Annotated in this window: 5 protein-coding genes and 2 pseudogenes; all 7 read left to right on the top strand. The window is 64.5% G+C overall.

The genetic code is table 11. From position 1 onward, the window contains the following. Positions 1 to 895 (top strand): transposase (locus tag K2Z83_RS27765; RefSeq protein ID WP_220598419.1); only part of this gene is annotated, 895 nt, incomplete at its 5' end. 35 nt (positions 896 to 930) lie between these two features. Then, positions 931 to 1,209: pseudogene (locus tag K2Z83_RS27760) on the top strand (hypothetical protein); the annotation flags it as partial. A gap of 65 nt (positions 1,210 to 1,274) precedes the next feature. Further along, positions 1,275 to 1,697, top strand: a complete 423-nt coding sequence (locus K2Z83_RS27755; protein ID WP_220598417.1) for a transposase — start codon at positions 1,275 to 1,277, stop codon at positions 1,695 to 1,697. Further along, complete coding sequence (locus K2Z83_RS27750; protein ID WP_255604566.1) at positions 1,697 to 2,869, top strand: IS3 family transposase; 1,173 nt, start codon at positions 1,697 to 1,699, stop codon at positions 2,867 to 2,869. The genes K2Z83_RS27755 and K2Z83_RS27750 overlap by 1 nt, the downstream gene beginning before the upstream one ends. Continuing rightward, a complete protein-coding gene (locus K2Z83_RS27745; protein WP_220598416.1) occupies positions 2,859 to 3,200 on the top strand; it encodes a hypothetical protein in 342 nt (113 codons plus the stop codon). The genes K2Z83_RS27750 and K2Z83_RS27745 overlap by 11 nt, the downstream gene beginning before the upstream one ends. Positions 3,201 to 3,681: 481 nt before the next feature. Beyond that, positions 3,682 to 3,966 (top strand): annotated as a pseudogene (locus K2Z83_RS30305) (hypothetical protein); the annotation flags it as partial. 139 nt (positions 3,967 to 4,105) lie between these two features. After that, positions 4,106 to 5,123: hypothetical protein (locus K2Z83_RS27735; protein ID WP_220598414.1), on the top strand; the 1,018-nt coding region annotated here is incomplete at its 3' end.

The following is a 5,123-nucleotide window of genomic DNA, read 5'->3' as shown; positions in this document are numbered from 1 at the left end:
AAAGACCTTTGCGGAGACGCGCGGCACCCCGCTTTATGGCCTCAAACGACCGCTGTGGATGGTCCTGCTGGTGTTGGCATTGTTGGCGGGCGGGTGTCCCATTCCGGCAATCGTGTTTGCCTTTGGCCTGGATGAGCGCACGGTGGCGGACTGGCAACGGAAGGCGGGAGCCCATGCGAAAGCCATCCAGGAACAGGTCGTCTGTCAGGGTCAGGTCGATGTCGGCCAGGTGCAGGGCGATGAACTGTACGTCAAGACCCAGGGGGGCACGGTGTGGATGGCTACCGCAATGCGTGTCTTCTCGCGGCTGTTCCTTTGGGGCGCGGTCGCCCCGCAGCGGGATACCGACCTGGTCACGCAGGTGATCAGCCATGTGCGGGCGGCGGCCCAGGTCGGGCGTCCGATCCTCTGGGCCGTCGACGGATTTGCGGCGTGGACGAGCGGAATCCTGCGGGTCTTCCGTGACCCCTTGCGCACGGGCACGCGCGGCCGTCCCCGCTTGGTGGTCTGGGCCGACCTCCATATCGTGCAGGTCGTCACGCAGTACACGGGACGCACGCTCAGCGGCGTCGACCGTCGGCTGGCGCACGGCTGCATGCGCTGCGCCCAAGCGATCATGCAGGCCACCCAGGTCACGCTCGGGGTGATCAACACCGCCTACATCGAGCGACTGAATGCCACCTTTCGCACCTGGCTGCCTGCCTTGACCCGCCGCTCGCGCACCCCCGCCCGGCAGGTGCCGCACCTCGAAGCCGCCATGTTCTGGATGGGCGTCGTATACAACTTCTGCCGTATCCATGCGACTCTCCAGGGAACGCCGGCGATGGCCGCCGATCTGACCGACCATGTCTGGTCGATACGCGAACTCTTGTACTACCGGGTCAGGCGTGAGTAGCTCCACGCCGTTTTGTGGGGCTACCCAATGTTACGCATCTGGCTGACAAGCAGCGTGTCTTCACCCTCACCCCCGAAGAGATTGCTCTGATCAACCCGAACACCCGCACCGCGCCGGTCTTCCGCACCCGCCAGGATGCTGAGCTAACCAAGAAGATCTACCGCCGCGCCCCGGTGCTGGTGAACGAGCGTACTGAGGCAAATCCTTGGGGTGTGCGCTTTATGGCCATGTTCCACATGTCCAACGATAGCCACTTGTTCCAGAGCGCGCCGGGCGAGGGGCTGCTGCCGCTCTATGAAGCCCCTATGTGCTACAGTAACCTTGGACAGATCGCCACCCGGAAACCCGTTGCATTGAGGGCGGACGAAAGGACAACCTGATGACCACGAACCAAACGACCGCCTCCCCCACGACGCCCGAGCGGCCATCGACCGAGGCCCAGCCACGCCAGGGAGCCTGGACCGCCGCCCAGCGGCTGGAGATCCTCACCGAATACGAGTCCTATCCGAAAGGTGATCCCCGTCGCGGCGAGCTGCTCCGCCGCCATGGGCTCTACACCTCGCACATGTCGAAGTGGCGCGCCCAACGTGATCATGGGGCCTTGGCCAGCCTGGAGCCCCGCCCGGCGGGTCGCCCGGCACAGGCCCGTGACCCACAGCAGGATGTGATCGCGCAACTCCGACGCGAGAATGCGCGCCTCCAGGCTGAGCTGGAGAAGACGCAGATCGTCATTGAGATCCAAAAAAAAGTTGTAACACTGCTTGGTCTGACGATGCCAAGCCCGCCGACCGGCGAGCGGTGATGCTGGCCGGTGCCCAGGAACTGGCCCCCACGGTGGGGGTGGCCGCCGCGTGCGCCGCGCTGGGCATGCCTCGGAGTAGCTTCTACCACGCCCAGCGCCCGGAACACCCCGTCGAACCAGCCCGTGGTCGGCCCCGTGCGCACCAGGCGCTGAGCCCAGCGGAGGAACAGGTGATCCGTGAGCTGCTCAATAGTGAACGCTTTGTCGATCAGGCACCGCGAACCATCTACGCCACGCTGCTCGATGAGGGTTTCCACTATTGCTCGTGGCGCACGATGTACCGCATCTTGAAGCAGGATGCGGCCACCCGCGAGCGGCGGGCACAGCGTCGGCGTCCGGCCTACACTGCCCCCGAGCTCCTGGCGACCGGCCCCAACCAGGTCTGGTCGTGGGACATCACCAAGCTGCGCGGGCCGACGCCGGGCATCTGGTACAACCTGTACGTCGTGCTCGATATCTTCAGCCGGAAGATCGTCGGTTGGTTGCTGGATGAGCGCGAAGAGGCCGCGCTCGCCGAAATCCTGATCGCGGAGAGCTACATGCGGGAGGGCGTGCAGCCCCAGCAGCTCACGCTGCACGCCGACCGGGGAGCGCCGATGACCGCAAAGACCCTCTCTGCGCTGCTGATCGACCTGGGCGTGGCCCAGTCGCACAGCCGACCGACCATCTCGGACGACAACCCCTATTCGGAGAGCCAGTTCAAGACGATGAAGTACGGCCCCACCTATCCTGACCGCTTCGCCAGCCTGGAGGCGGCTCGCATTTGGATGCGCTGGTTTGCCGACTGGTACAACCACGAACACAAGCACAGTGGGATTGCGCTCCTGTCGCCCGCAGTCGTGCATAGCGGACGGGCAGCAGAAGTGATTGCCACGCGTCAGGTCACGCTCGATGCCGCGTATGCCGCCCACCCCGAGCGGTTCCCGCGCGGCCGACCCATCGCGCCGCAGCTGCCAACCCAGGTAGGGATCAACCTGCCGCGCCCCAGCGCTGCTGCCCCCACACCGGCGACACCGGAGCCCCTGCCGACGGCGGCCCCGGTGTCAAGGGTCTCAGCCGCGCAGCGGCCCCTTGACACCGGGGCCGCCGTCGGCCAGCCTGCGCCGGAGGTGCCGGTGTGGGGGCCAGCCACGCTCCATAATACGCCCAGATCACTGTCCAATGGCACTTGACACATTCCGAGCCAAGCTGCTGCATCAGTTTACGCACCGCTGGGCCACCTATGAAGGTGAGGCAGCCCGCGATATCACCACTAATGAGCTAACCAATTCATCAAAGAGCGTCACCCCGCGCTACTGGGTGCCCACAACTGCCGTCGCCGAGCGCTTGGCTGGGCGCTGGGATCGCACCTGGCTAATTGGCTTCCGTAATATTGTTCGAGTTACTGACGAGCGCACTTCAATTTTTGGTTTCTTGCCATTGGTCGCTGTTGGTCATTCGATGCCGTTGATGTACTTCTCTTCTTACACTAGACAAGGTTTCAGAAGGGCCGAATCAGAGTAACAGTTCGTAGTGTGGGCTTCAGCCCCCTGTGGCCCATCTGGCGCGCTGAAGCGCCCACTACGAGCCTCGCAAACTGTAAATCGCCTACGAACCTTGTCCTACCCTAAAAGTGCTGTGCCTTGTGACTATATTTAATAGCTTCCCCTTTGATTATGTGGTGCGACAAAAAGTGGGTGGTGTGAATTTTACCTTCGGTTATATTTACCAACTCCCCGTCCTCCCCCCCGACCGCTTCACCACCGAAGACATCGCCTACATCGTCCCGCGCGTGGCCGAGCTGGTCTACACCGCCTGGGACATCAAAGCCTTCGCCGAGGACGTGTGGGACGAGGCAGACGAGCCGCTACGGGCAGAGCTGCTGCGGCGCAGCGCGGCGTGCAACGCGGGCGCGCCAACTGAGCTGTTCCCGCCGACCCCAGGCATCAACGAGGAGGGCAGCCTTCAGCCCTCAGCCCTCAGCCCTCAGCCCTTCCCCCTCCCGCCCTACCGCTGGGACGACGAGCGCCGCGCCCTGGCCCGCGCCGAGCTCGACGCGCGCATCGCCAGGCTCTACGGCCTCACCCGCGACGAGCTGCGCTACATCCTCGACCCGGCGGACGTGTACGGGCCGGACTTCCCCGGCGAGACATTCCGGGTGTTGAAAGAGAAGGAAACCAAGCTCTACGGCGAATACCGGACACGGCGGCTGGTGCTGGAGGCGTGGGATAGGGATGAAGGCAAAGGACAAAAGGTAAGGCATGTTTCAGAATCGGGCATTTCCGCTTGACAGTTCGTCCGAACGGCTTGTAGCAAAACTCCCTGTGCTGTATGGTTGATGTACCGCATCCACCATCAAACACAGGGAGAACCCGATGGGTCAGACGCATGCTAGCACACCCGACCAGCGGATACAATGGGCCAGTCAGATGCTTGCACACGATCATGAGTATGGCTTTGTCAGCGCGCTGAGCCGCACCGTCGGCGTGTCGCGCCAGAGCCTGTATACCTGGAAAGCGCAGGCCCGTGCGGCGCTGGAACAGGCCTTTACCGACACCACCACGACCACGGTGGTGTCGCCAGACGTGGCGTGCCAGATCCTGACCCTGCTCGTCGAGAGCCATAGCAGCTACGCCAACATTCAGGTGTGCCTCCGCCGTCTGACCGGCCAGCAGGTCAGCATCGGCACCATCAGTACCGTGGTGCAGGAGGCCCAGCAGCGGGCGCTGCGCTGGATGGCCACGCACGCCCCTGCCAGCATCCGCGCCCTGGCCTTGGACGAGATCTATGCGAACAACCGGCGTGGCGCGTACCTGAATGTGGTGGATACGGTCAGTTGGGCGGTCTGGGCGGCGGAAGGTCCCCTGCCCGTGGACGCCGAAAGCTGGACCCTGGTCTTGTGGCTGGCCCAGGATCGCGGGCTGCGCTGGCACAGTCTGGTGAGCGATGGTGGTGACGCGATGGGTTCGGCGTGTCAGACCGTCGACCCCAACCGACGTCCGGGACGTGACCATTGGCACCTCTTCCATACCGTCAGCCAGGTGCAGCACCGCCTGGCGCGCCAGCTGCGCACCCTGGAGGAGCGAACGCCCACGGTCGTCCGCCAGGCCGCGCGGATCGCGGCCGGCAAGAAACCGCGTGGCGGGAAGCCGAAAACTGATGTGACCGCGCACGAGGCCGAGATCATCCACCTGACCCGGACGGTCGCGGAACTGCACGCCTGGAGCAGTATGCTGCGCGATGGGTTGGCGGTGGTGGCGCTTGACCGCACGGGCATTCAGGATGAACCGTGTCGTCAGGGTGAACTGCAGGCCGCCCTGGAGCTGTTGGCCGAGCTGCAGGTGACGGCACCCAGTGGCGTGCAAGGCGAACTCAAGCGGCTGCACACCCATGTGCGTCTGGCGGCCCCCGCGCTGCTGACGTTTGTGGCGCCGCTGGACGCGGTGC

The sequence above is a fragment of the Oscillochloris sp. ZM17-4 genome (genome assembly GCF_019599295.1).
Taxonomy (GTDB): domain Bacteria; phylum Chloroflexota; class Chloroflexia; order Chloroflexales; family Chloroflexaceae; genus Oscillochloris.
The sequence above is the reverse complement of the archived record's forward strand: the minus strand, read 5'-3'. Positions and strand labels throughout refer to the sequence as shown.